This window comes from Vibrio sp. 378 (genome assembly GCF_033339435.1).
Map to the genome: position 1 here is coordinate 1 of NZ_JAWOUO010000869.1, position 585 is coordinate 585.

Annotated in this window: 1 protein-coding gene; it reads right to left on the minus strand. The window is 49.9% G+C overall.

The genetic code is table 11. From position 1 onward, the window contains the following. Positions 1 to 78: 78 nt before the first annotated feature. A partial coding sequence (locus R7Q48_RS29315; protein WP_318133877.1) for a flagellar biosynthetic protein FliR occupies positions 79 to 585 on the minus strand: 507 nt, incomplete at its 5' end.

Here is a 585-nt window from a genome sequence, read left to right on the forward strand (position 1 = left end):
GAATTTGACCTTCCTGGCGGGCTTTTTTGACTTTCTGGGGGGAGGCCTTTTCGGTTTTGTCTTGTGACGACTGATCGCTCATACGCCCCCCAACATAAAGTTGTTTAAGTGTCGGATCGTCTCATGCACTAGCGCGGTGTAGCGGCCCGGGACACCGGAAACAGAAATCAAAACACTAAACAGGCCAAGTAGCATGGTCATCGGAAAACCTAGCGCATAAACGTTCAGAGACGGTGCGGCGCGGTTCATCACACCAAAGCTGATGTTCGCCAACAGCATTGACACGATGGCAGGCAGCGCAAGTGCGAGAGAAGCCGCAAACATCCAACCAAACACATTGATCACGCCTTGCAGTGATAGGGCCGTGATGCCTGAGCCAACAGGCCACACCACAAAACTTTGGATAACAATATCGATCACCAGTAAGTGCCCTTCTAGTGACAAAAAGAGTAAGGTCGAAAAAATCAAAAAGATACGGCCTAGAATCGCCACCGACAGACCATTCACAGGGTCGTTCATCATTGCCATACCCAAACCCATCTGCAAAGAAATGGTTTGGCCGAGCATGGTGAACACGTTAAACAG